Source organism: Colwellia sp. BRX10-4, from assembly GCF_014077465.1.
GTDB lineage: Bacteria > Pseudomonadota > Gammaproteobacteria > Enterobacterales > Alteromonadaceae > Colwellia_A.
The window spans coordinates 39,934-65,403 of sequence record NZ_JACGVZ010000022.1 but is presented as its reverse complement, the minus strand read 5'-3'; the positions used below and the strand labels follow the sequence as shown (position 1 = coordinate 65,403).

20 protein-coding genes are annotated in these 25,470 nt (G+C 38.2%); 14 read left to right on the top strand and 6 right to left on the bottom strand.

Going from position 1 to position 25,470, the window contains the following annotated elements:
* The first annotated feature begins 208 nt into the window (after positions 1 to 208).
* Genes H4J67_RS15605 through H4J67_RS21080 form a run of 3 tightly spaced genes read left to right on the top strand, consistent with a single transcriptional unit; the run spans position 209 to position 5,848 of the window.
* On the top strand, positions 209 to 724 hold the full coding sequence (locus tag H4J67_RS15605; protein ID WP_182204270.1) for a shikimate kinase: 516 nt from the start codon (positions 209 to 211) through the stop codon (positions 722 to 724).
* 34 nt (positions 725 to 758) lie between these two features.
* Positions 759 to 2,069, top strand: coding sequence for an exonuclease subunit SbcD (gene sbcD / locus H4J67_RS15600; RefSeq protein ID WP_182170599.1), 1,311 nt, complete (start codon positions 759 to 761; stop codon positions 2,067 to 2,069).
* Positions 2,066 to 5,848: an AAA family ATPase gene (locus H4J67_RS21080; RefSeq protein ID WP_182204269.1), complete on the top strand. Its 3,783-nt coding sequence runs from the start codon at positions 2,066 to 2,068 to the stop codon at positions 5,846 to 5,848. Before sbcD ends, H4J67_RS21080 begins: the two co-directional genes overlap by 4 nt.
* 68 nt (positions 5,849 to 5,916) lie before the next feature.
* Here H4J67_RS21080 and H4J67_RS15590 read toward each other — a convergent pair whose 3' ends face one another.
* The 4 genes from H4J67_RS15590 to gloB form a co-directional block, all read right to left on the bottom strand.
* A complete protein-coding gene (locus tag H4J67_RS15590; protein WP_182204268.1) occupies positions 5,917 to 6,717 on the bottom strand; it encodes a hypothetical protein in 801 nt (266 codons plus the stop codon).
* A gap of 167 nt (positions 6,718 to 6,884) precedes the next feature.
* Positions 6,885 to 8,549, bottom strand: coding sequence for an asparagine synthase B (asnB, locus tag H4J67_RS15585; protein WP_182204267.1), 1,665 nt, complete (start codon positions 8,547 to 8,549; stop codon positions 6,885 to 6,887).
* A gap of 210 nt (positions 8,550 to 8,759) precedes the next feature.
* Positions 8,760 to 10,478 (bottom strand): LysM peptidoglycan-binding domain-containing protein, encoded by a 1,719-nt coding sequence (locus H4J67_RS15580; RefSeq protein ID WP_182204265.1) that lies wholly within the window; start codon positions 10,476 to 10,478, stop codon positions 8,760 to 8,762.
* Between the two features lie 92 nt (positions 10,479 to 10,570).
* Entirely contained in the window at positions 10,571 to 11,401 is an 831-nt protein-coding gene (gene gloB, locus H4J67_RS15575) for a hydroxyacylglutathione hydrolase (protein ID WP_310650618.1), read from the bottom strand.
* Between the two features lie 71 nt (positions 11,402 to 11,472).
* On the opposite strand from gloB, the gene H4J67_RS15570 reads away from it, so the two are divergent.
* Both H4J67_RS15570 and H4J67_RS15565 read left to right on the top strand, forming a co-directional pair.
* Positions 11,473 to 12,219 carry a class I SAM-dependent methyltransferase gene (locus H4J67_RS15570; protein WP_182170610.1) on the top strand — a complete coding sequence of 249 codons (747 nt, stop codon included), beginning with the start codon at positions 11,473 to 11,475 and terminating at the stop codon, positions 12,217 to 12,219.
* A gap of 31 nt (positions 12,220 to 12,250) precedes the next feature.
* A complete protein-coding gene (locus H4J67_RS15565) occupies positions 12,251 to 13,012 on the top strand; it encodes a Nif3-like dinuclear metal center hexameric protein (RefSeq protein WP_220463188.1) in 762 nt (253 codons plus the stop codon).
* A 417-nt stretch (positions 13,013 to 13,429) separates the two neighbouring features.
* On the opposite strand, the gene H4J67_RS15560 is transcribed toward H4J67_RS15565, so the two are convergent.
* Positions 13,430 to 14,185 carry an ElyC/SanA/YdcF family protein gene (locus H4J67_RS15560; RefSeq protein WP_182170613.1) on the bottom strand — a complete coding sequence of 252 codons (756 nt, stop codon included), beginning with the start codon at positions 14,183 to 14,185 and terminating at the stop codon, positions 13,430 to 13,432.
* Positions 14,186 to 14,294: 109 nt separating this feature from the next.
* On the opposite strand from H4J67_RS15560, the gene H4J67_RS15555 reads away from it, so the two are divergent.
* Positions 14,295 to 14,588, top strand: coding sequence for a hypothetical protein (locus H4J67_RS15555; RefSeq protein WP_182170616.1), 294 nt, complete (start codon positions 14,295 to 14,297; stop codon positions 14,586 to 14,588).
* 56 nt (positions 14,589 to 14,644) lie between these two features.
* Here the strand turns inward: H4J67_RS15555 and H4J67_RS15550 are convergent, their stop codons facing one another.
* Positions 14,645 to 15,703 carry an alkene reductase gene (locus tag H4J67_RS15550; RefSeq protein WP_182170619.1) on the bottom strand — a complete coding sequence of 353 codons (1,059 nt, stop codon included), beginning with the start codon at positions 15,701 to 15,703 and terminating at the stop codon, positions 14,645 to 14,647.
* 144 nt (positions 15,704 to 15,847) lie between these two features.
* Between H4J67_RS15550 and H4J67_RS15545 the strand changes: the two genes are divergently transcribed.
* The 8 genes from H4J67_RS15545 (at position 15,848) to H4J67_RS15510 (ending at position 25,470) form a co-directional block, all read left to right on the top strand.
* Positions 15,848 to 16,429: a TetR/AcrR family transcriptional regulator gene (locus H4J67_RS15545; RefSeq protein ID WP_182170622.1), complete on the top strand. Its 582-nt coding sequence runs from the start codon at positions 15,848 to 15,850 to the stop codon at positions 16,427 to 16,429.
* 65 nt (positions 16,430 to 16,494) lie between these two features.
* Entirely contained in the window at positions 16,495 to 17,598 is a 1,104-nt protein-coding gene (locus H4J67_RS15540; protein ID WP_182170624.1) for an efflux RND transporter periplasmic adaptor subunit, read from the top strand.
* 36 nt (positions 17,599 to 17,634) lie between these two features.
* A complete protein-coding gene (locus H4J67_RS15535; RefSeq protein WP_182204263.1) occupies positions 17,635 to 20,694 on the top strand; it encodes an efflux RND transporter permease subunit in 3,060 nt (1,019 codons plus the stop codon).
* The gene (locus H4J67_RS15530; protein ID WP_182204261.1) at positions 20,688 to 21,356 is read left to right on the top strand and encodes a response regulator transcription factor; all 669 of its coding nucleotides are present in this window, start codon (positions 20,688 to 20,690) and stop codon (positions 21,354 to 21,356) included. Before H4J67_RS15535 ends, H4J67_RS15530 begins: the two co-directional genes overlap by 7 nt.
* Positions 21,357 to 21,403: 47 nt before the next feature.
* The gene (locus tag H4J67_RS15525; protein WP_182204259.1) at positions 21,404 to 22,735 is read left to right on the top strand and encodes a HAMP domain-containing sensor histidine kinase; all 1,332 of its coding nucleotides are present in this window, start codon (positions 21,404 to 21,406) and stop codon (positions 22,733 to 22,735) included.
* 407 nt (positions 22,736 to 23,142) lie between these two features.
* Positions 23,143 to 23,823: a TorF family putative porin gene (locus H4J67_RS15520; RefSeq protein WP_182204257.1), complete on the top strand. Its 681-nt coding sequence runs from the start codon at positions 23,143 to 23,145 to the stop codon at positions 23,821 to 23,823.
* A gap of 9 nt (positions 23,824 to 23,832) precedes the next feature.
* Complete coding sequence (locus H4J67_RS15515; RefSeq protein WP_182170638.1) at positions 23,833 to 24,567, top strand: ABC transporter substrate-binding protein; 735 nt, start codon at positions 23,833 to 23,835, stop codon at positions 24,565 to 24,567.
* 153 nt (positions 24,568 to 24,720) lie between these two features.
* Positions 24,721 to 25,470, top strand: a complete 750-nt coding sequence (locus H4J67_RS15510) for an ABC transporter substrate-binding protein (protein WP_182170641.1) — start codon at positions 24,721 to 24,723, stop codon at positions 25,468 to 25,470.

The following is a 25,470-nucleotide window of genomic DNA, read 5'->3' as shown; positions in this document are numbered from 1 at the left end:
TACTTGTTTGCTAAGAATCAAGTTAAGCCGATAACCTTTTTTATTGGCTTAGGCCTATACGCTTAAGCTTTATTCGCATTTGAATCATGGCTGGTTGTTAGTAAGGATAAACGCTATCAACTTGTTTTTTTTTGCATTAAAACGCTAATTTTTTATCATCAGTTCAGGTACACTACCTTTGATAATAATATGACAAAAGGTGAGCTACTTGCAAAAAATTCTTATTTTTGGCAATGCTGCAGCAGGTAAGTCGACTTTAGCCAAAAAAATAGCGGCAAAACAAGGCTTAGCACATTTAGACCTTGATACGCTCGCCTGGCTGGCAACATCTCCACCGCAAAGAAAATGCCTGTCAGATTCAACCATTGAAATTGACACATTTACTCAACAACATGAAAATTGGGTAATAGAAGGTTGCTACAGTGACTTACTGGAGCTACTGATTAATAATAGTGCAACAGACCATGTTAATAAAAAAGCGTTTGCTAACGAAATTATCTACTTAGATATAACGATTAATACATGCATTACCCATGCTGAAAATCGTCCGTGGGAAGCGCATAAATATCCATCAAAGAAAGCTCAGGATGATAATTTAGCCATGCTTATTGATTGGATAAAGGCTTATGATACACGCACCGATACTTTTTCAAAGCTAGCTCACCAGCAACTTTATACTCGCTTTGTCGGTAAGAAAAAAACTATCACAACCCATAACAAATAACTCACACCTAGGTTTGAAACCTTAAGATAACTTTATGAAATTTCGTATTCTCCATACTTCTGACTGGCATCTAGGCCAAAACTTTTACGGTAAAAGTCGTGCTGCAGAGCATCAAAAATTTTTAAATTGGTTACTTACACAAGTCAGTGAACATGACATTGATGCAGTGATTGTTGCGGGTGATATTTTTGATACGGGTACACCACCTAGCTATGCCCGAGAAATGTACTTTGATTTTATTGTTAATATGCATGAAAAAAACTGCCCATTAATCATTCTGGCGGGTAACCATGACTCTGTTGCCATGCTTGGTGAGTCGAAGCAGTTATTGTCACATTTATCATGTCAGGTGATCACCAGTGTTAGCGATAAGATAAATCAGCAAGTAATTACGCTTAACAATAAACAAGGTCAACCCGGGGCGATATTGTGTGCTATTCCTTTTATTCGCCCGCGCGATATTATTAGCAGCAGTGCGGGGCAATCTGTTAAAGATAAACAACAGTCATTGCAGCAAGCGATTAGTGAACACTATCAAACACTATTCACCCATGCAGAAGATATTTCTTTAGTCAATGATGAAAAAAAATTACCGGTTATTGCCACTGGGCATCTAACCACCGTTGGTGTGACCAGCAGTGAGTCGGTGCGCGATATTTATATTGGCACCTTGGAAGCTTTTCCTGCCAATGCTTTTCCACAAGCCGATTACATAGCGCTTGGCCATATCCATCGCAGTCAACGGGTTGCTAAATCTGAGCATATTCGTTATTGCGGATCACCAATAGCCTTAAGCTTTGATGAAGCAAGTCAAACTAAAAAAGTCTTAATCGCAGAATTTGAACAAGCAAAACTGAGTCAGGTTATTGAACAAGATATTCCCTGTTTTCAACCTTTGTTGATGGTAAAAAGTAAATTAGAACAGCTCAGTGAAGATATCAATAAGCTTGTTAGCGAGCTCAATAGTTCGAAAACCTCATTAGAGAAAGAACAAAAAATTTGGCTTGATATTGAGATTAACAGTGCTGAATATTTACAAGATTTAACCCCTCGCATTGAAGCGCTTGTCGAAGAATTACCGGTAGAGGTCTTGTTGGTGCGACGCAGTAAAAAATCTAGGCAGTTAATGCCAGAAAGCCAAAAGAAAATCACCTTAAATGAATTATCTTTAGCCGAGGTGTTCTCAACGCGATTGCAGCAAGAAAATTGGCAAACAGACACAGAGATAAGCCAAAAAGATCGACTTGAAAAAATGTTTGCACAAACGCTAGAGCAAGTGCAACAGCAAAATACCACAGGTGAAAAGCACAGTGAAAAACCTCAAGTTACCGGTGAAATCAAGTGAGAATATTAAGTTTACGATTTGAAAATATCAACTCACTTAAAGGTGCGTGGAAAATTGATTTTAGCCAAGCACCTTTTGACAATAGTGGCTTATTCGCCATTACAGGACCCACAGGCGCTGGAAAAACCACCATATTAGATGCTATTTGTTTGGCGCTCTACCATCAAACACCCCGTTTAAATATTTCAGATAAGCAAAACCAATTAATGACCCGCCATACGGCGAGTTGTTTAGCTGAAGTTGAATTTGAAGTGAAAGGTAAAGCTTACCGAGCCTTTTGGAGTCAACGACGCGCTAAAAATAGTGTCGAAGGGAATTTACAGAAACCGATTGCGGAACTTGCTGAAATTTCAATGTCGACAGCAGATAATGATCAAATAATAGCAACAAAAGTCTCGCAAGTGCGCAATGAAATAGCCAGTTTAACCGGTTTAGACTTTTCTCGTTTTACCAAGTCTATGATGCTTTCACAGGGACAGTTTGCCGCTTTTTTAAATGCCCCAAGCAACGAACGAGCTGAACTTTTAGAAGAGTTAACCGGTACTGAAATTTATGGACAGGTTTCACAGCAAGTCTATCTCAACCATAAAAATGCCAGTAACGACTTAAAAATATTACAAGCGCAGAGTCAAGGTACCGTTATATTATCGGCAGAAGAGTTAACCTCGTTGACCCAACAACTTGAAACACTTGGTGATGATGAACAACGAGTGGCTACTGAACATGATTTGTGGCAAAAAGCACATCTTTGGCAACAGAAGTCGCTTGAAAACCATAACAGTATTAATGTGGTTAACAGCCAACTTGAGCGTGTAGCACAAAAAGAGCGCGACGCCCAAGATGACCTACGCTTATTAGCTTTAGCTAAACCGGCTGAGAAATTGCGACCTGTTTTCGAGCAACATCAGCAAAAAATACAATTACAAAAATCATTAGTGGTCAGTAACAATGAACTTTTAATTAGCTGTAAAAATATCGAACAGCAAACAACTATGGCTCAGCAAGCCTATGAAGCCTTAACGAAAGAGCAGGGCATTCAACATTTAGCCGATCAACGCATTGAAAATCTGATCATTGAAGAAGTGATCCCCCTTGATAACAAAATTTTTCATTGGATTAAACAAGAAGAAGAATCAGCCAATAAATTAGTTGAGTTAGCGCATGCTCAACAGTTATCAAAAAATAATTGCGACAAGTTAGCTAACGAGCAAGAACAACATCAAGTACAGTTTATTAAAAATGAAGGCTTTATTAGCAATAATCAGGTATTGAAGTTTTTGCCCGAGAAGCTGCCATTATGGCAAAGTCAGTATCAATATTTATTGCTTATTGAAGATGAAGTACAGCAAATCCTGAGAGACCAACAAGGGTTGCATTTACAACATCAACAATTAAATGTTCAACAAGAAACCCAGCAAAATCTCATCAACAAACAGCAAAGTGTGCGCGATGGTCTTATTGAGCGATTTGAACAATATCAACAAGAAATAGCTGACGTCTTAGCGCAAGTGTCGATGAATGACCGATCAGCACTACAAAATGCGATACAACAACGACAGGGGAAAATTGCAGAGCAAATAACTGCCCTTGAAAGCGCTCGTCGCTTTAACTTTTTAACAAACGAAGTCGCTAATGCTAGTGCTGATAACGCAGAAAAGAAAAAGCAATATCAACGTGTTACTGAACAAGTGCTTGAATTAAGAAACCAATATCGACAAGTGCAGATAATGCGTGATGATGTCATGCTTATTGTCGGTCAACAAAAAACTATTTTATCGTTAAATGAACATCGTAAAAATCTTCAGCCCGAGCAAGCGTGTCCATTATGTGGTTCAAATGAGCATCCCGCTATTGACGAATATTCATCATTAGTCGAGGGTGGATCGTCTGAATACCAACAAAGATTTGAGCAGTTAACGCAACAATTAAAACAATTAGAGCAGCAAGGCAAGGCTCAAGCAGAAACACAAGCTCAGCTGAAGGCGGAACTTGGCGTTGCTGATAAACAACTAGAAGAAAAATTAACAGAGCAACAAGTTTTATTGAGTCAATGGCACTCAAAAGCACAGCCACTTGATCTAGATTGTCCATTAGCAGACTTAGCCTTTATTGAGTCTTTTATTGGTGAGCGAGGAAATAAGCTAGAAGATTTTGTTAACACAAACCTCAGGGTTCAAAAGGCTGAACAACATTTACAGCAGTGTCAGCAGCAAATAGTCGCTGCTGAAAAAGATAAGTCAACGCTTGAAAACCAAGCTTTACTGCTAATAAACAATCAAGAAAATAGCCAAGTCAGTTTACAACAATTAACGGTTCTTCTCACACAAAAGCAACAAATTAAGGCCGAAGGGCTTACTGCTTTTAAAGCCGATATTACCGCCATAGCCAAGCAGGTAAATACCGAGCAAAGTAGCGTATCATTTGCAGCGTTGTTTAACGAAAACACTGAAGCGCTAGCCAGTCATGAAATTTTTTCTACTTGGTTTACTGAAATAAGCGAACAAGTAAAACACTATCAACAGACGTTGCAACAACAAGAACAGTTCTTGCAAGTTATTACCGGCTTAAAGCAACAGTTGGCGGTTGCACAAATACACGATAATGGGCTCAATGACGACTTCGCACATGTTAGACAAACTCAGGGACAAGTGATTAGTGAACTAAAACAAGCTCAACAGCAACGCTTTACTCTTTTTGCAGAAAAAACCATTAGCCAAGTCAGAGCTGACATCACCACTAAGCGTAAGGCGATAGCTGATGAGCTTGATAAATTACAACAAACTTTTCAGCAATGCATGCAAACACACCAACACCAACAAGGTCTTTTAAAAAGCGCAGAACAGCAATTAACACAGCTGAATGAAGAAGTTGAATTATTGACTTCAGCGTGGCAAAACGCCTTATCTAAAAGTGATTTTTCGCAAGAAGTTGATTTTATCAATGCGTTATTACCTCCTGATAAACAAGATGTGTTTCAGCAAGTGTCAGACAGTATTACCCTTGAAAAACAGCGTTCACAAACACTACTCGAACAACATCAGCAACAACTTCAACAATTGACTATTGATCAAGTTGCGATTCAACAAGCAGGTGTGAATGATTTTAGCACCTTGGCGATCACGGAAAAATTGGCAGCATGTAAAGAGCAGTTGAAACAAGCGCAGATAAAACTAGGACAATTAGGGCAAACATTAAAACAAGACGATATTCAACGCCAACAACAACAAGGTTTACTTGAAAAAATAACGGCTTTACAAAAAGATGTCGATGATTTAGCTCATTTAAACGGCTTAATTGGTTCGGCAGATGGCGCAAAATTTAGAAAGTTTGCTCAAGGGTTAACGCTTGCTCATCTCGTCTATTTAGCGAATCAACAGCTCGAGCGCTTACATGCTCGCTATCAACTTAAGTGTCAACAATCTGAGGCATTAACTCTTGAAGTCCTTGATACATGGCAAGCGGATAGCGTACGGGACACCAAAACACTTTCTGGCGGTGAGAGTTTTTTAGTGAGTTTGGCGTTGGCGTTAGCTTTGTCTGATTTGGTCAGCGCCAAAACAAGTATCGACTCTCTTTTTCTTGATGAAGGTTTTGGCACACTTGATAACGATACACTCGAAGTAGCACTTGATGCGTTAGACAGTTTAAATGCTAGTGGTAAAATGATTGGTGTTATAAGTCATGTAGATACGCTTAAAGAACGTATTCCTGTGCAAATAAAAGTTAAAAAATGCAGTGGCTTAGGTGTAAGTGAACTGGAGAGTCAGTTTAGATTTTAGTCGACAGGGGATAGGCAAGAGTAGGTTGTTAAATAGTCATTAACCTACTCTTGCTTATTTTTATTGTGTTAAGAACCTTCAGAGAAAGGAGGTGCTGTTCTTGCGGGTATGTTGCTTAGTGCTTCTAAACTTTCAACTTTTAATAATAATTTTTTATTCTGCTCACTGAGTTGAGTGACGCGGCTTGCCAGGGCTATTTGTTGTTTATCACGACGTTGAGAGTTTGACTCTATAGCGGATAACTCCAGTGATAAATTTTTAATATTTTCAGTCAACTTTTCTTTTAATGCGTCTATTGAGAACTCAGTAGCTACTTGCTTATTATTAACGTCGTTTATTGTGGCGTTTGTTGCTGCAACGGTTTTAGCTTGAGTTACTGATAAGTCAGTCAATAATTTATTATCTTTTTGTAACGTCTTTATTTGAGATTGGTTTCTACGCCAAGCAGAAGCCCAAAGCTTGTCCATTTCTTCCCAAAGTTTATCACTGGTCTTGCCGAGTGTTTCTATGCGTACTTTCATCTCTACTGCAGATTCACCCATTTCTTCGCCTGTAGCGGAAAGTTGGTGCTCTAAGTCGGCAATGCGTTGCTCTGCAGAAGCTATAATGGCATTTGTTTTAATATTTTGTTGATAAAGCCAATAGCCAGCACCCGCAATAAATAAATAGATAAAAATAATAGCCGCTTTAGCTATTTTTATTGGTGGCGTACTAGGTGTTTTTTGTGGCTTGACAACTTTGGGTTGAGGCGATGTATTATCAACCGAATTAGTTGAAGCGGGAGAAGAAGTTCGAGTGTTTTTGAATGCCTCGACCTGATCTTTATCAGGTGTGATACTTGGCATGTTATGGTCGATTTGCTTAGTCAAAATATTTTCCTGTTAGTACTATTTATATCATTTTTATCTAATTGGTTATTCTACACAATTATAATTCTATGTATTCAAATTAATATTATTATTTTGATGAGATAAAAAATTGAAAAAAAAACCAATAAGTCAGACTTATTGGTTTTATAATATTTTAAGGATAAATGCTAGTAACTATCGTTATGAACACTCATTACCGCTCGACCTGAAGGGTCAGCATTATTTCGAAAACTTTCATCCCATGCTAATGCTTCTTCAGTACTACAGGCAACAGACTTACCACCAATAACACAGTCGGCTGCTGAGGAAAGTGGAAACTTATCTTCAAAAACAGTACGATAAAAGTAGGCTTCTTTACTGTCTGGTGTATTCACTGGAAATTTAAAGTTAGCCGTTGCAAGTTGCTGATCGGTCACTTGAGACTCAACATGCGCTTTTAAGCCGTCAATCCAAGAATAACCAACGCCATCAGAAAACTGCTCTTTTTGACGCCACAAGATCTCTTTAGGCAAATAACCTTCAAACGACTCACGTAAAATCGCTTTTTCCATTTTCCCGTTGCCACACATTTTATCTTCTGGGTTGATGCGCATGGCAACATCCATAAAGTTTTTATCTAAAAATGGCACTCGGGCTTCAATACCCCAAGCTGACATAGATTTATTGGCACGTAAGCAATCAAACTTATGTAATCTGTCTAACTTACGGTTAAGTTCTTCATGAAACTCTTGTGCGTTAGGCGCCTTATGGAAATATAAGTAACCACCAAAAATTTCATCAGCGCCTTCACCTGAAAGTACCATTTTTATACCCATGGCTTTTATTTTACGCGCCATCAAGTACATAGGGGTAGAAGCTCGAATAGTGGTGACGTCATAAGTTTCTAAGTGATAGATAACTTCTTGTAAGGCATCTATACCTTCTTGCTCAGTAAACACCACGCTGTGATGTATAGTCCCTATGCTGTCTGCTACTGTTTTCGCGGCAATTAAATCTGGCGAGCCTTCAAGACCACAAGCAAAGGAGTGAACCTTTGGCCACCAAGCTTCAGCTAAGTCATTATCTTCAATACGGCGAGCAGCAAATTTTTGCGTAATAGCTGATATTAGCGATGAATCTAAACCACCCGATAATAAAACACCATAAGGTACATCAGTCATTAAATGACTTTTAACCGACTCTTCTAGCGCTTCACGAATTTTTGTTTTACTGGTGGTATTATCTTTAATCGCAGAATATTGTTGCCAGTTACGTTTATAATACTTTTGTAATTCGCCAACACGACTGTCAAGAATATGGCCAGGAGGAAACTCACTCACTGTTTTACAAATTGGCATCAATGCTTTCATTTCAGAGGCAACATAAAAGTTACCGTCTTCATCATAGCCAGTGTAAAGTGGGATAATACCGATATGATCGCGTGCTATAAGGTAAGAGTTATTAGTTTCGTTGTATAAACAAAAAGCAAACATGCCTTGAAGTTTATCAATAAATTCAACACCAAATTCTTTGTATAGTGGCAGGATAACTTCACAATCTGAGCCAGTTTGAAATTGGTAATCTACCGTTAAGTTTGCTGCTAGGGCTTTATGGTTATAAATTTCACCATTTACAGCAAGAATGTTTGTTTTGTCTTCGTTATATAATGGTTGAGCACCGTGCTCAGTATCAACAATTGATAAACGTTCATGCACTAAAATAGCATGTTCGCTGCTGTAAATACCGGACCAATCAGGACCACGGTGACGTAATAAACGAGAATATTCTAGGGCTTTCGGACGAAGTGCGTCTGCACCTGTTTTTATATCTAATATACCAAAGATCGAACACATTGAAGCGCTACTCCTTTAAATTATTAACAAATTGTGAGGTACGTATAAAATTAATCGCTCATACGATAGGCCACTGTGACAGCTATAAAAATATTATCAAGTGCTATTTTGCTGAATAACTTAGATATGGTTATAAAGAGTCGTTTTTAATGTAAAAAAACGCTAAAGACTGCAGTCAATAGCGTTTTATTAATCATCAAATGTTATTGATTAAATATTGTTAGTCACATCAACCGACAATTTTATCATTTGACCAGGTTGTAAATATTTTTTGCGATTTAAACTGTTCCAGCGTTCGATATCACTAATTGAGACCCTAAATTTATTGGCAATACGTGCGAAAGAATCACCAGGTCTTACCTTGTAGGTGATATTTCGCATGATTGCCTGCTCTGGCGGCTGGTAAGACGTTGTGCTGGCTAAATTGTCTTCAGCCACAGCGGTTTTCTGCCAAATAACCAGTTTTTGGCCAAGCTTTAAAACATCGCGTGGCGCCATACCGTTCCATTTTGCAATACTTCGGCTACTGACCTTATAGGTTTGTCCTATATCCCATAAAGTATCGCCTGCTACGACAAGGTGTGTTGTTTTCTCTCCACTTCGTTGACGGTTTTTAGTTGTCGCCGTCCGTTGCTTTTGAGAAAAGACATAACTGTCGAGCGACTGAGTCGCCACAGGAATTAATAAGTGTTTGCCCGCACGAATTTGTGTGCCTCTAATATTATTAACCTGTTTAATTAACTTGATATCAGTATTAAATTTATGGGCAATTTCACCTAAGTTATCACCATCTTTAATTTTATAACGCTGCCATGCTAAACGATCTTCCTGGGGAAGTTCAGCAAGCTTCTTCACAAAATTAGCGACTTTATGGTTAGGTATCAATAAACTGTGAGGGCCATCAGGGTCAGTTGCCCAACGATTAAATCCAGGGTTTAAGCGTTGTAGTTCAGCCAAAGATAAATCAGCTAATTTAGCCGCTTTTGCTAAATCTAACTGCGATCCTATATCAATATTGGTGATCTGACTCTTGTTTTCAATTTCGTAAAGTTTAATATTGAAATCTTCAGGACGTTTTATTACATCGGCCAACGCAAGTAATTTTGGTACGTAAGCTCTAGTTTCTCTGGGTAAATCTAAAGACCAAAAATCTGTTGGTAGATTCTTACGAGCATTTTTTTTCATTGCGCGTTTTACACGACCTTCACCAGAATTATATGCAGCGAGCGCTAATAACCAATCACCATCAAAAAATTTGTTTAAATATTTTAAATATTGAATCGCACCTTGTGTTGATGCAATGACATCACGGCGTCCATCATACCACCAGTTCTGCTTCATATTGAATCGCTTGCCGGTTCCTGGAACGAATTGCCACATACCTGAAGCACGACCATGTGAGTATGCAAAGGGATCAAAAGCACTTTCAACGATAGGTAAAAGCGCTATTTCTAGCGGCATATCATTTTTTTCAAGTTCTTGCACAATATAAAAAATAAAGGGCTCAGCACGTTTTGCTACACGGTCAAGATATTCAGGATGTTTTACAAACCAATTGCGTTGCTGCGTGAGGCGTTTATCTTCTGGAATTTTAAAGGTAAATTTAGTGCGTATACGTTGCCAGATATCATCGGATACATAAATATCATCAACAATTTCTGGGTCAGTTAAGGTAAATTCTACATCCGCAACCGGATGAATAATATCAATGTTTTCATCGGCTAATATCGCCTGATTAATTTCAGCAGTGCTAGCTATCATCCGTTGGTCAATATCTGTTGCTTGAGCGCCATTACTACTTTGCACTGACGTCGCTTGACAACCCATTAGCATGACCGAGAAAGCAAGAGAAAATGATAGTGGTAGAGCTTTTGCAAAAGTATATTTTTTAGCAGGTGATTTGTTTGATGTTTTTAAGATAAATTTCATGTAGGCACTATATTATTTTACTTAAGGTTAGTTTCACTTATTTAGCCTGCTTATTCAAGCGTGGCTATTATATTAGTCAAAGTGTTCTTGGCTTAGAATTCATTCTTCCACTGCCTAATAACGGTGAAGGTTGCTAAGGTATTTATTGAATTTTTACCACTATAATCAACAGCGCTTTCGATGATTTCTTGTTGTTGGCAACGTAAAAACGGATTAATTTTTTTCTCAAGTAAAATAGAACTAGGGATGGTGGGAATATTTTTTGCTCGTCGTTCTAGTACCTGATTATAATAGTGAACGAGTTCAGTGTTATTTGGCTCAACCGCTAAAGCAAACTTTAAATTGGCTAAAGTGTATTCGTGCGCGCAGTAAACATGTGTTCGATCGGGTAAGTCGGTTAAACGGGTTAAAGCGCTCAACATCTGTTTGGGTGAGCCTTCAAATATCCGTCCACAGCCGCCTGAGAATAAAGTATCACCACAAAAAACAGCATCACCAGTATAATAACCAATATGATCTAAGGTGTGCCCAGCAAGGTCAATGACTTCAAAAGAAGTTTCAAGCGCAGGAATCTCGATGATTTGCTTTGCTATTACCCGCACATCAACATTGGTTATCTTTTCATTTTCAGGCGCGTAAACAGTAAGAGACCAGTTCTTATTTTTACAATAGTTCTTTAACTCAGCAACACCACCGGTATGATCAGCATGATGATGGGTAATTAAAATAGCGCAAAGCTGTAAATTATTTTCCTCTAAATATTTAATACAAGGCTTAGCATCTCCGGGATCGACCAGAGCAACCGGTTTTAGCGTTTCATTATCGGTCACGTTTACGTCATGCGAGGTTATAGCCCAAAAATAATTGTCAGTAAAAGCGGGGATTGCCGTTATCAAAATTGGCTTTAGTGTTTGACTTTCCACGTTAAATCGTCCTCAATGAAGGTAGAGTAAGTAGTATACCCGTAAACGAACTAAAAAGGCGTATCTAACTGATGAAACCTGCTTTGGGCTATCGACAACCCCATTACCCAAAATCTTGGCAAGCTTTACCAAATGGCGAGGTGATAGTTAAAGAAATTGAACAAGTGTTAGCGCCGTGGTGGCCAAAACTTTTTGGTTATCATCTATTAAAAATTGGTGCACTCAGTGGTTATATTGACAGTTCAGATTGTACAATTAAACATCAAATGAATTTAGTCGAGCGTAAACAAACCGGCGATATTATTGCTGATGTAGATGATTTACCCTTTTTAGAACATAGCATTGATGTTTGTTTACTTAGCCATGCCTTAGAATTTTCACTTGACCCTCATCACGTAGTACGAGAAGCAAACCGAGTATTGATCCCTAATGGGTACCTAGTTATTACTGGTTTTAACCCTTTTAGTTTAGCGGGACTTAATAAATTTATTCCTTATCGTAAACATAGCACCCCGTGGAACGAACGTTTTTTTTCGGCAATGCGAGTGAAAGATTGGCTACACTTAATGGGCTATGAAATATTAGTTGATGAAAAAGTTATTTATTCTTCTTTATCGGGACGGTTAAGCCAAGGTAAAATTGTTCAAATTTGGCAAAAAATCGCCAGTGACTTTTTACCTAATTTAGGGTCTATCTATGTATTAGTGGCCAAAAAACGTGTTCACCCGTTAACGCCTATTAAGCCTAAATGGAAGATAAGTCCGAAGTTTAAGCAAGTAGAAGTGCCCAGTATGAATTCATCACATAAAATTAACTAACTTTTAAGTTCCTAACAAAGAGAATACAGTAATGATCCATCGTAATGATTTAGAGCAGCACCTAAATGCCTTGCTAAAGCCTGAACAGATTAAAGATTTTTGCCCTAATGGTTTACAAGTTCAGGGCAGTGATCAAATCCATAAAATTGTCACGGGTGTAACCGCAACACAAGCGTTAATTGCCAAAGCTATTGATGAAAAAGCAGATGCTTTAGTGGTACACCATGGTTTTTTTTGGAAAAATGAATCTTATGTTATTCGTGGCATGAAATATCAACGAATTAAGGCGTTGCTTGATCACAATATAAGTTTATTTGCTTACCATTTGCCACTTGATATTCATCCGGTATTAGGAAATAACGCTCAGCTTGCTCAATTATTTGAAATAAATAATGTCCAACCTCTAGAAGTAGGCAATCCTTTAAGTGTCGCTGTACGTGGTGAGTTCTCTCACCATATTTCAGGTGATGAACTGAGTACACGTATCTCCCAGCAACTAGCGAGAGATTGCTTGCATATTACACCACCGTCTAATAAAAAAATAAAGACAGTTGCTTGGTGCAGTGGTGGCGGACAAAATTATATCGAGCTTGCTGCAGAGCAGGGCATTGACGCGTTTATTAGTGGCGAAATTTCAGAGCAAACGACCCATGTTGCAACCGAAATGGATATTCATTTTTTTGCAGCTGGCCATCATGCAACCGAGCGTTATGGCGCTAAAGCATTGGCAAAACATCTTGAAAAAGAATTATCAATACCGACAGTTTTTATTGATATTGATAACCCTGCGTAGAGAATATACCCAGCCGAAATGCTTAACCCAAATGTCATCCTTAATACGGCCCATCCGTCATATGAGCCCCCCATCCGTCATCCTGAATTTATTTCAGGATCTCGTACTTCATAAGACAAAGACCAGATACTGAAACGAGTCCAGCATGACGGGGAAGAATGCAAAGGACAGATACTGAATACCCCCCATCCGGCATCCTGAATTTATTTCAGGATCTCGTATTTTATAGGACAAAGACCAGATACTGAAACGAGTCCAGCATTACGGCGAAGAATACAAATACCGGATACTGATTGCCCCCCGTCCGTCATCCTGAATTTATTTCAGGATCTCGTCGTTCATAACACAAAGACCGGACACTGAAACCGTCATGCTGAATTTATTTCAGTATCAACATTACAACAATATAAGCCGCTGCTAGCTCTTTAACCACTGAACTAAGCGGCCTATGCTCTCATACCAGGCATGAGTCGTTTGTTCTAATCTTTTTGGCTTAGGGATATAATCTTGCCAATGCTTTTCGTCATTCATTCCTTTGGTCCATTTACCTGCGGGGGCGGGGGTGGGGTTAATGCCTTCTCGTTGGAAGTACTTAATTGCACGGGGCATGTGGTCAGAATTTGTTACTAAGACAACGTTTTTTCCACTGACCCTTGGCGCCATTAATTGTGCTTCTTCTTCGGTATCTTGCGCAAATCCCTCAACAATTATTTTTCTTTCAGCAACACCCAATAGCATCGCGGCTTGCTTAACTTTCTCGGCATTACTTGTTTCGTCATTGCCGGCATAACCTGAGGTAATTAAGTGCGCTTCAGGGTGAATACGCAGGATACGCATCGCTTCAACGAGTCGTTGCAACGAACAAATACCTAGTTCGCTAGTCGCTGGTAATTGAGCATCGGTGGTGTGCTTACAGCCTAAAATAATAATATAATCAACAGGTTTACTTGAACGTGTGAACGCGGAGTATTGGCTTTCTAGCGGCGCCATAACGAGATTAGCAACTGGACCTAATGAACCTAGCGTTAATAATAAGGTCGCCAAGATTAAGCAGCTATAACTGAATCTCTTTTTATATTGATAAAAAATAATAGCTAATACCAATAATAGTATGACGATACTTAACGGCATGATAAGCGCGCTAATAATTTTTTTAAGTAAAAATAGATCCATAGTAATTAATCTTAGCTCGTTGTATATTTGAAAAATTATTCGAGATTATAATCATCATTGATGGATATACCAAGTGAAGTCATTGATTGATCACCTAGTGAGAGTTTAGATGTCATATTGTTATGAGGTTGCCGTATTTTCTGTTAGTAAAGAAAATCAACAAAGAGTGATTGAATTAAGTCAGTTATTGTTTGAAGAAATGAACAAGGAAAGAGCTGTCTTAATATCACATAGTATATTAAGTAAGACCGATAATGATGAAGAAATTTGTTGGCAATTAGTTTGGTTAGATGAAGCCGCGGTTGAGGAAAATGCTAAGAAGTGGGCTACTTTTCCTAGCAGTGTAGAATTAGAGTCACTGGTTGGATCACGGCTTTATTACGGACATTTTTTAGCGATTTAAATTTAGGGTAAGCGACGAATAAAAGCGAAGCAAGTTATGCTTCGCTTCGTTATTATTTAAATTAATGTTGTTAACATTTCGGCATTGTATTCAACTAAACCTTCGCCCGCTCGCACTTTAGCGACGTAATCAGCATTAGCAATAAAAGGTCGTCCGATTGCGACTAAATCAAACTTATTATTGGCAATGGCAGCACTGGCAGTATCGGGAGTATAACTGCCTACACCCACCAATGTTTTAGTATAGTTGGCACGAATGTAACTTGATGCTTGGCCATCTAAATAATCAAAGACCATAGAATCATCAAAAATACCTAAATGTAAAAATGCCAGATCACGCTGCTCAAGTTCGTTAAGTAAGTGATCAAATACTTGGCGGTCCCTTACATCCCCAGACATGAAGAAATGGGCACCTGGGCTTATCCTTAATGCTGTTTTATTCTTACCAATGCTGGCAATAACCGCATCAACAACCGCTAACGGGAAACGTGACATGTTTTCTGGTGTTTCGCCATATTCATCGGTGCGACGGTTACTGTCGTAATGAAGGAACTGGTCAATTAAATAGCCGTTAGCACCATGAATCTCGACACCGTCAAAACCTGCTTCAATAGCATTTTTTGCCGCTTGAACGAAATCTGCTATTAATTGCTTAATCTCTTGATGAGTAACAGCTTTTGGCACTTGATAGTTTAAATTGCGCATTCTCGGTACCGTGCCTTCAACACCTACCGCTGATGGCGCTAAAACGTCACTAGAGCCATTATTATTGTGTTCAAAGAAGTGAGGATGAGCAACTCGGCCAGTGTGCCAAAGTTGAGCAAATATTTTACCACCCTTATCATGAACTGTTTTGGTGACAAATTTCCAAGCATTGACTTGTTCTTGGGTAAATAACCCCGGTGTATTTGGATTACCTTGACCATCAGGACGGATTATCGTTGCTTCAGAAATGATTAAACCGGCTTCTGCTCTGCGGCCATAATATTCGGCCATTGCTATCGTAGGCACTAAGTTATCATCAGCCATACAGCGGGTTAATGGTGCCATTAATATGCGGTTATTTAAAGTTATGGTGTTATTTAGTGCATAAGCTTGGAATAAATTATCAGTCATTAATTATCTCTATTAATTGATTTCTTTCTTGAATATGCGTTCAAGATAACGTTATTTGAACGATCATTCAAGTATTATTTTTGAATGATCGTTCAAAATTAAGTATCATGTCGATATCTTGCAGATAAATGAAAAGTGATGATCATGAGAAATGCTGAGTTCGACCGAGAAAAAGTACTAAGGGCAGCGATGAGCTTATTTATGGATAAAGGCTATAGCAAGACAAGTATGCCTGATTTAAAAGAAGTGACAGGTTTACACCCAGGTTCAATTTATTGTGCATTTGAGAATAAACGCGGTTTACTGCTAGCTGCTATCGAGCAGTATAAAGCTGACCGTAATGTCGAATTTTCACAGTTTTTTTTAAGTGACGAAACAATTCTTGCACAATTAAAAAAATATTTAGACCATATGGTCACTGAGTGTGTTAGCGGTGATCCCGCGAAAGGCTGCTTATTTATTAAAACCCTTTACGAATCAACAGAAGAAGATCAAGAAGTGCAAGCTGTTATTGCCGACAATGTTTTGCAATGGGAACAATCACTAGCTGATAAGTTTTCGCAAGCGCAGGCAGCGAAAGAATTATCATTAAATAAAAAGAGTGAACACTTAGCACAATTTTTAATCATGGGGATTTATGGTTTACGCACTTTTGCTCAATCAAATCCAGATCAAGAGACATTGAAAGCATTAGCGGAGCAATTATTTAATAGTATTAATAATTAACCTGTCGTTAACTTTAAAGCCGCTATAATAGCTTTATTATTGCAGTTTTTTTCATGGAGTTTTGTATGCGTTTATTTTTATTAGCTTTTTCTTTTATCACGGTACTCTCAGGGTGTGGTAAAGAAGAGCAGCCTTTTGAAGAAGTTATTCGCCCTATTGCATGGCAAGAAGTTCAGCAAACCTCATTTGACCAAGTGCGTCGTTTGTCTGGCACTATTTACCCGGTTGAAGAAGCTAATTTAAGTTTTGAGGTTGGTGGAAAAATACAATGGATAAAAGTAAAACTCGGTGATGAAGTTAATCGAGGTGATGCCCTAGCGCGTTTAGACCAACGAAACTTTAATTTGAGTCGTCAATCTGCACAAGCAAACCTACAAAAAAGCTATGCTGCACTGTCTGAAACTGAAAATGAATATAAACGTTACGCCGAGCTATCTGCCAAAGGTTTAGTGTCAAAATCTGGCTTTGATAATGCCAAAGCAGCTTTTGAATCAGCAAGTAGTGCCGTAAACATTGCTAAAACTCAACTTGATATCGCCAATAAAGATTTAAGTGATTCAATATTAACGGCTCCTTACAATGGTAAAATAACGAAACGTCTTAGCGAACCTTCTATGCAAATTTCTCCGGGCCAAGCCATTTTTCAAATTGAAGGTGATGATGGTTTAGAGGTGCAAGTAGTGGTCCCTGAAACGATGATCAGAGATTTATCTAAAGGAAGCGAAATTGATATTCATTATCCGGCGTTTCCCGGCTTAAACAGTAAAGGCACTATCGCAGAAATTAGTTCGCGCGCCGCTGCAGCTAATGCATTTCCAGTGACTATTCTTATTAATTCTGAAACAAAAAATTTACGAGCAGGCATGACTGCGGAAGTTGACTTTACCTTTCAAGGTATTGGACGAACGGGTTATCAAGGTAAAGCTTTTCGTCTCCCTATTGCAGCACTGGCCGCAGATGAAGGACAAAAGTCGTATGTATTTGTTTATAACGTTGAACAACAAATTTTACAAAAACGTATGGTACAAACAGAAAGTATTTTAAACAATGAAGTCTTGGTTTCTGCTGGCTTATCGTCAGGAGAAATTATTGCGATTGCCGGTGTCTCGTTTTTACGTGATGGCCAATCGGTTCGGTTGCTTGATAAGCATGTAAAGCGTTTTAATTAATCACGTTCCCGTATAACTTGAAATTTAGAGACTTTTATGAATTTAACTAAAATTGCTTTTACCTACCGAAAGTCCATTTTAATGGTACTTGCCTTATTATTGATCAACGGTGTTTTTGCTTATTTAACCTTACCAGCACAAGAAAACCCAACAATAACCATACGCAAAGCCATTGTTACCACTTCATACCCTGGCATGGCCCCTGAACGTGTTGAACAATTAATCACGCGTGCCATTGAAAAAGAAATTAGAAAAATCCCTGAAGTTGAAAAACTTACATCGACCTCTATGACTGGGCAATCGGTCATTCACGTCGAAATTTACGATCGCTATTTTAATTTAGATAATATTTGGCAAGACTTACGTAATAAAGTTAAACAAGCGCAATTGAATTTGCCAGAAGGGACTAGTCCCCCTTTTGTTAATGACTCATTTGGTGACGTTTCTGTTGTCACTTTAGCCTTAACCGCTGACGGTTTTGACTTAGGTGAGATGTATGATATTTCTAAACATATTCGTGACAATTTATACAGTGTTGCCGGGACTAAAAAAGTTGATATCATTGGCGTACAAGCTGAACGAATATACCTTGAAGCAAAAACAGCTAAACTCGCTCAATTGGGTATTTCACCGCGTAGCATTATTAGTGAACTGCAAAATCAAAATATTATTAGTCCAGGTGGACAGATTGATACGGGTTTACGTTCCATTGTGGTTGAGCCAACAGGTAATTTTTCTTCACTGGAAGAAATAGGTAACACTCATATCAGAATCACTGGGACTGACGATACCATCGCGCTAAAAGATATCGTTAGCCTGCGCCGAGGCTTTATCGATCCGCCAGATAAACCCGCCTACTTCAATGGTGAGCCCGCTATTATGTTTGGGGTTTCCATGCTGCAAAAATATAACTTATTGGAATATGCGCCAAGAGTTAAAAATATGGTCACCAATATTGAAAATACTTTACCAATAGGTTACAAAATCAATATTGCTACCTATCAAGCGGATCAAGTACAGAAATCTATTGAAGGGGTTTCAATCAATGTAATACAAACACTGGTGATTGTATTATTGGTTGTTATTTACTTTTTAGGTTTACGTACCGGTTTAATTGTTGGCTCAATTGTACCTTTTGTGATGTTAACCACATTAGCTATTATGAAATTCTCTGGTATGACGTTAGAGAAAATGAGCTTAGCAACACTGATCATTGCCTTGGGTTTATTGGTTGATAATGGCATTGTTATCGCTGAAGACTTTAAACGAAGAATTGAACAAGGCATAGACCGCTTTGATGCTATGTGCCAGGGCGGTAAAGAACTTGCCATGCCATTACTCAGTTCATCGGTAACCACGATTTTATTTTTCTTACCCTTAATGCTTGCCGAGCATGTAGCGGGTGAATTCACTCGCTCGGTTTCCTTAGTTATACTGATAACGTTAATGACCAGTTGGGTTTTAGCTTTATGTGTAACTCCAACGCTTTGTTATTTCTTTATCAAAGCTGATAACAAGGGGTCGGCGGCAACAGATAAACCCACTGAAAATTCAACAAAATTTTATCAAATATATGAAAAATTCCTTCATTGGGTTTTAGCACATAAAACAATTTTTATGACCTTGATGGTCGTCACCTTAATCGTATCTTTAAGTGGTTTCGGCTTGCTAAAAAAACAATTTTTTCCCGACTCTGACCGAACTCAGGTGATGATGTACATTGACCTACCTAATGGGACTTCGGCAAGAGAAACTAATCGTCAAATGCAAGAGGTGTTTACTTGGTTAGATGATAAGACGAGTTTTCCTGAGATCAGTAACTATTCGGGGTATTCTGGTTTTAACGGCCCGCGTTTTGTATTAACACTTAATCCAGAAGATCCCGCTAATAATAAGGGGTTTGTCGTCATTAATGTTAAAGATGAGACACAAATTAATACTTTTGTTAATAAACTGCATAACGGTATTATTGAAAACTTCCCCAATGTGTCTGGACGCGTTAAGCGGATGTTTGCTGGTCCTTCAGATTCAAGCACGATAAGTATTCAAGTAAAAGGTCCCGATAAAGACATTTTATATGAAAAAGCTAAAGAAATTATGAGCGTTTTACAAGCGGTCCCTTATACTAAAAATGTGCGTACAGATTGGGAAAATCGTATTGTTAAGATGCAAGTTAAAATTGATCAACATCGTGCCCGTCGAGCTGGTGTTACTTCTTCTGACGTAGCTACGGCCTTACAAGGATATTTTAGCGGCGCTAATGTTACTGAATATCGTGATGGCGATGATATTATTCCTGTGGTTTTTCGCGCAGAAGAAGAAGAGCGTTTTAATCTAGATAGGTTGCGTACGGTATCAATATTTTCTAATCAAACCGGGTCCTCAGTGCCCTTATTTCAAGTGGCAGATTTTATTCCTGTTAATCAGTATGCAAAAATTCAACGCGAGAATATGTTTACGACTATCACGATTGAAGCCAGTAATACTCAAATGACAGCCGAAGATTTGCAGGTTGTTATTGACAGCGACATTCAAGCATTAAAAAAAGATTTACCCGTTAACCATTTAATTGAATACGATGGTGTTATTGTCCAGTCCAAAGAAGCACAACAAGCTCTTGGGGCGAGTATGCCGATGGTTATTGGTTTGGTGCTCATTTTATTGGTTATGCAATTTAATTCATTCCGCCGAGCGTCAATTATTGTACTGACTATTCCCTTATCACTAATAGGGACGGTTGTTGGCCTGTTAGTCATGAATGCACCTTTTGGATTTATGGTCACCTTAGGTATTTATAGTTTGGCAGGTATTATTATTAATAATGCGATTGTCTTAATTGACCGAATTGAAATTGAACGAGCCACAGGGCAAAGTGACTATCAAGCCATTGTTAATTCGTGTTTAACACGATTACGCCCAATAACGATGACAACTGTGACCACCATCATGGGGTTATTACCGTTATTGATAGACCCAATGTCAATGTTTTATGGTATGGCAACCGTATTAGCATTCGGCTTAGGTGTTGGTACGATTTTAACTTTAGCAGTCGTGCCCGTTTTATATGCTAGTTTCTTTAAGATCAGTCGATGCTAGTTCATATACTATTAGTTGAAGATGATCTTGATTTAGCAACGACAATTATTGATTATCTTGAATTAGAAGGCATAACCTGTGATCACGCAGCCAATGGTATTGCTGGCTTAGAATTACTCAGTAATCACCACTTTGATGTGATGATTCTCGACGTGAATATGCCGCGCATGGATGGTTTAACCGTCTGTAAAAAAATGCGTGAGCAAGGAAATAGTACGGCGATTTTGATGTTGACCGCTCGAGATACCTTAGATGACAAACTGGCTGGCTTTGCGGCAGGATCAGATGATTACTTGGTTAAACCATTTGAAATGAGAGAACTTATTGCCCGTATTCAGGTGTTAGCAAATCGCCGCAGTGGTCAAACGAACCAACTATCACTCTTCGGTCTTGACGTTGATTTTGGCGCTAAAACATTAAAACGGCAACAACGTACATTACAATTGTCACCAACAGGTTGGAAAATCCTTGAAGTACTGATGCGAAAATCGCCTGAGGTTGTTTCAAAAAAACAACTGTTGCAAGCTGTTTGGGGAAATGAACTCCCAGACAGTGATAGTTTGAAAGTCCATTTATTTAAATTGAGACAACAAATCGATACCATCAATGAAAGTAAGCTTATTCATACGGTAGCGGGACAAGGTTTTGTTTTTCGTGCATGATGAGATTAATGAACATTATAATAGCGACTTTATAGTTAATAATTGATATGAGTAAATCTAAGAAAAAACCACAAACCCTGCGTCGATACGTTTTAAAAGTACAAAGCATGATTGCCTTAATTATCGTGCTCAGTTACACCTTAGTGATTAACTTTTATTTTATTCATGGGCTTGATGAAGCTAACTTTCAGGATCTTCATTTAGAAAGTAACGATTTTGCACGTCAATATCAAAAAAATATCGACCACCCACTGCCTAATAACATTCACTTTCAAGGTTTCTTAGATTGGAAAAGTCTTCCCATCGAAATACGAGAGCACTTTGCTGCCTTTGAAAATGTTAAAAAAATGGCGATGGATAACATTCGACTATTCAGTGAAGACACTTTTATTTCATGGCCAGAGCAAGCTATTTTTGTTATTGCACAGCCATTATTTGATGGTAAAACTTTTTATTTAGTTCGAAAAATAAATATTAAACAATATGATGCCTTAAGCCAAATGGGTATCAGCAAAATGTTCCAGCTAACGTGGCCAATCGCATTAATTTTTTTATTAGTAATGCATTTCTCTGTCCAGTTATTGCTCAAACGAACGTTAAGACCCTTTTACCGTATTGGTGATTGGGTTGAAAGTTTAACCCTTGAAAATGTTGAGCAAGACATACCAAATTTTGAATTCTATGAGTTAACGGCGATTGCAGTTCAACAGCAAAAAGCGCTATTAAGGCTCAGTGCTATGCTTGATAAAGAACAAGATTTTTTACGCCATGCAAGCCATGAGTTACGAACCCCGATAGCGGTTGTTAAAAGTAACAGTGAATTATTAACCCGAATATTCTCTAGCGAAAATAATAAAGACAAAGGTGAACAGTCTTTAGCCCGTATCAGTAGGGCAGCACTCAATATGCAACACACCACAGAAACACTATTATGGCTTAGCCAGGAAAACTCTATAGAGCAAAGTAATCAACAAACATTAGCTTTAGTCGAAATAGACTTAAATTTGATGATTAACAACTTGGTTGAAGACAATGCGTACTTATTACAAAGTAAAAAAGTTAAAATAACACTTAAATTGACGCCTACCCATATTAAGGTACTTGAAACACCTTGTCGCTTGATCCTCAACAATTTAATTCGCAATGCATTTCAATATACAGCAGCAGGCGAAGTTATTATTCAATGTAGCCAAGGCCTCGTTATTGTTGAAAATATTAATATAAGTGAAGGTGACTTTGATCACAGTGGTGCTGATTACGGTTATGGTTTAGGTTTAAGGTTAGTTGATAAAATCGTCAATAAAATGCATTGGTCATATCAAAATAATGATGCAAGTGGTGGTCGTAAAGCGACTGTTGATTTTCGACACCCTATTTAATTTAACTAACTTCATCTTTATCAAGATGGGTTAATATCTTAGCGTTGTAGATAAAGCTCCTCTAGGGAAAGTCACACAAACTTATCACACCCTATTTATCGCGGAATTGATGACTAGACAATAACATCGATACCGACTAACTATGATCAATTGAAACTAACATAAAGTAGCATTAATACAGTAATTACCTAATGCCAATACGACTTAAACAACTCATTTACTTGCCTTTACTGCTCTACAACCATCTTTCATCTGTTATCTGCTAACATTTATTGCCGTAATCACTATACAAGTTCTTCACCATCAATGAGTTGAGTTAGCTCATCGACTAAATAATATCAGTAAAAGATTGTTATTAAGCGATCAGTGACTATAATTTTATAGATGTCTTTTATAGGATTAACTTAATGAAAAAACATTTAATATTGGTAACAACTTTACTTACCATGTCTTCATCTGCGTTCGCTGACTGGTCATCAACCGTTACAGTAGCAAGTGATTATCTTTTTAATGGTGTTAGCCAAACAGATGAGGGCCCAGCACTTCAAGGAAGTCTTGACTGGTCTGGTGCGGTTGGTTGGTATGCGGGGGGGTGGGCATCAAATGTTGATTTTGGTGATGATACGAATATAGAAGCAGATGTTTATCTCGGTTATTACACGGCGGTAAATGATACCGTTAATCTTGATATTGGCGTTGCTCAATATACTTATAACGGCGCAAGCTATAGTTCTGACGGTAACTATACTGAGATATATACTAAATGGAATTTCGGCGCTACCGATTTAAACTTTTGGTATGCTTGGGATTACTTTGGAACAGGGGCAGGTCATTACATTGTTATGTTAAATCATACCTTTACTATTAATGATGAATTAACTTTATTAGTGGGTATTGATAGGTCGAGTAGTTTAGATGATGACAAATGGCAATGGGAGCCCGGTAGTGACAGTTATAATCACTGGCAAGTCACCAGTAACTTTAGTACCAATGGTTTTGATTTTTCACTAGGGCTGCATGGCACTGACTTAGATACTTATGGCGATACCACACTATTGCTTTCCGTTGCTCGTACATTTCAGTTTTAGGAGATAGCCATGTTTAATAAAGTCATAAAGTTTATATTAATTTTGTCTTTTAGCACACCCGCATTTAGCGACACAGTTTACCTAACCTCGTTAACTTGGCCGCCATATTCAGGAAAGGCTTTAAATGAACAAGGTGCTTCAGTTGCTTTAGCTAAAGCTGCGTTTAAGGCGATGGGACATGAGTTGAAGGTTGATTTTTTCCCTTGGAGCCGTGCTGTAAAACATGCATCGCAACCAGACTCAAAATATGCAGGTTACTTTCCTGAGTATTACTATGAGTCAAATGAGTTTTCATTTTCTAATCCGATGGGGAAGGGGCCTTTAGGATTAATTGAAAACAAGAAAAAACCCATAGTATGGTCTGCAGTTAAAGATTTAACGCAATATAAAATTGGCGTAGTGCAAGATTATGTTAATACGGCTGAAGTTGATGCATTAATTGCTAGTGGCGAAATAAAAGCGCAAACCGCTACCTCTGATGAAACCAACATTCGTAAAGTTGCGGGTGGTCGAATCGATGCTGCTGTTATCGATACCAATGTTTTTAGTTACTTACTAGCGAATAGCAAAGACTTAGAAAAAGCGCAAGAACAAGTGCAAATTAATGCTAAATTGTTGACAGAAAAGGAATTATTTGTAGCCTTTAAAAATAGTACCGAAGGTAAAAAATGGTTAGCTATCTATAATGAAGGTTTAAAGAAGATTGATATTACGGCGGTGATGAAAAAATATTTGAATGAATAGGACTTTATGTTAATTATACATAAAGAATAGTTTTTTAGGCTAACACAATAGATTGTTGTATTTACGCACTTTGTTCTTAATGAATATGATAACCCTTGATTAAGAGCAGGTGTGCGTAATTCACTCAACTATACACTTAACAAGGTTAATACGATGAAACTGATTATTGGTTTACTTACTATCATCATTTCACTGCCAGCATCTGCAGCGACAGTTACTATTCGTGCGGACGACTGGTTTCCGATGAATGGCGATCCAAGTGGTGACAAGCAAGGTTATATGATTGATATGGCTACTGCAATTTTTACAGCAGCAGGACATACTGTTGATTATAAGGTAATGCCATGGGAAAGGGCGGTAAACTCGGTTCGTGAAGGTAAGTTTGACTGCGTTGTGGGAGCGTATCCTGAAGATGCACCCGACTTTATTTTTCCTTCCGTGCACTGGGGAATGGATGGTACAGGATATTATGTTAATAATGCATCAACTTGGAAGTTTACCGGTTTTGATTCGCTATTAACTCAGAAAGTAGGTGTTATTAGTGGTTATGCTTATGGCAAAGAGTTTGATGCGTTAATAAAAAGTCGACCAGATGTTTTTAAAGATGTTTCAGGAACCGATGCTTTGGAGAAAAACTTTAAAAAACTTGTTAACAACCGAATTGATGTTGTCGTTGAATCGGTTCCAGTAGCGAATGCAAAATTAAAAGAACTTGGTTTTAATAAAGCACTAAAAAGCGCAGGGACTAACACTGAGAAAGCACCTATTTATATTGCTTGTTCACCTGTAAAACCGAGCAGTAAAATGTACATTGAATTAATCGAGAAAGGTACAGAAACACTTAGAGAATCTGGACAGTTAAAAGATATTCTAGATAAATATGGTCTACAAGACTGGCAGTAA

What these genes read in the sequence shown, in the direction of transcription:
- sbcD (WP_182170599.1), top strand. Translation starts at nt 759, where the DNA reads ATGAAATTTCGTATTCTCCATACTTCTGACTGGCATCTAGGCCAAAAC.
- asnB (WP_182204267.1), bottom strand. Translation starts at nt 8,549, where the DNA reads ATGTGTTCGATCTTTGGTATATTAGATATAAAAACAGGTGCAGACGCA.
- H4J67_RS15580 (WP_182204265.1), bottom strand. Translation starts at nt 10,478, where the DNA reads ATGAAATTTATCTTAAAAACATCAAACAAATCACCTGCTAAAAAATAT.
- H4J67_RS15570 (WP_182170610.1), top strand. Translation starts at nt 11,473, where the DNA reads ATGAAACCTGCTTTGGGCTATCGACAACCCCATTACCCAAAATCTTGG.
- H4J67_RS15565 (WP_220463188.1), top strand. Translation starts at nt 12,251, where the DNA reads ATGATCCATCGTAATGATTTAGAGCAGCACCTAAATGCCTTGCTAAAG.
- H4J67_RS15560 (WP_182170613.1), bottom strand. Translation starts at nt 14,185, where the DNA reads ATGGATCTATTTTTACTTAAAAAAATTATTAGCGCGCTTATCATGCCG.
- H4J67_RS15555 (WP_182170616.1), top strand. Translation starts at nt 14,295, where the DNA reads ATGTCATATTGTTATGAGGTTGCCGTATTTTCTGTTAGTAAAGAAAAT.
- H4J67_RS15550 (WP_182170619.1), bottom strand. Translation starts at nt 15,703, where the DNA reads ATGACTGATAATTTATTCCAAGCTTATGCACTAAATAACACCATAACT.
- H4J67_RS15545 (WP_182170622.1), top strand. Translation starts at nt 15,848, where the DNA reads ATGAGAAATGCTGAGTTCGACCGAGAAAAAGTACTAAGGGCAGCGATG.
- H4J67_RS15540 (WP_182170624.1), top strand. Translation starts at nt 16,495, where the DNA reads ATGCGTTTATTTTTATTAGCTTTTTCTTTTATCACGGTACTCTCAGGG.
- H4J67_RS15535 (WP_182204263.1), top strand. Translation starts at nt 17,635, where the DNA reads ATGAATTTAACTAAAATTGCTTTTACCTACCGAAAGTCCATTTTAATG.
- H4J67_RS15530 (WP_182204261.1), top strand. Translation starts at nt 20,688, where the DNA reads ATGCTAGTTCATATACTATTAGTTGAAGATGATCTTGATTTAGCAACG.
- H4J67_RS15525 (WP_182204259.1), top strand. Translation starts at nt 21,404, where the DNA reads ATGAGTAAATCTAAGAAAAAACCACAAACCCTGCGTCGATACGTTTTA.
- H4J67_RS15520 (WP_182204257.1), top strand. Translation starts at nt 23,143, where the DNA reads ATGAAAAAACATTTAATATTGGTAACAACTTTACTTACCATGTCTTCA.
- H4J67_RS15515 (WP_182170638.1), top strand. Translation starts at nt 23,833, where the DNA reads ATGTTTAATAAAGTCATAAAGTTTATATTAATTTTGTCTTTTAGCACA.
- H4J67_RS15510 (WP_182170641.1), top strand. Translation starts at nt 24,721, where the DNA reads ATGAAACTGATTATTGGTTTACTTACTATCATCATTTCACTGCCAGCA.